Source organism: Rhodococcus sp. EPR-157 (assembly GCF_001647195.1).
GTDB lineage: Bacteria > Actinomycetota > Actinomycetes > Mycobacteriales > Mycobacteriaceae > Rhodococcoides.
Genome location: NZ_LVCV01000233.1, coordinates 1 through 242, shown reverse-complemented (window position 1 = coordinate 242; position 242 = coordinate 1). Strand labels below are relative to the sequence as shown.

Annotated in this window: 1 protein-coding gene; it reads right to left on the bottom strand. The window is 59.1% G+C overall.

Annotation, left to right across the window (positions count from 1 at the left end; genetic code table 11):
- A partial coding sequence (locus A2J03_RS10565) for a DnaB-like helicase C-terminal domain-containing protein (RefSeq protein WP_331712367.1) occupies positions 1-242 on the bottom strand: 242 nt, incomplete at both ends.

The following is a 242-nucleotide window of genomic DNA, read 5'->3' as shown; positions in this document are numbered from 1 at the left end:
ACCGGGCATTCGAGTTCCTTGGCCAGGAGCTTGAGCTGACGGGAGAAGTCCGACACCTCCTGCTGGCGAGATTCGACCTTCTTGCCCGAAGACATCAGCTGAAGGTAGTCCACCACAATAAGTTTCAGCCCATTGCGCTGCTTCAGGCGTCGAGCCTTCGCGCGGATCTCCATCATCGTCAGGTTGGGGGAGTCGTCGACGAACAGCGGGGCCTCACTGATCTCGCTCATTCGACGAGCGAG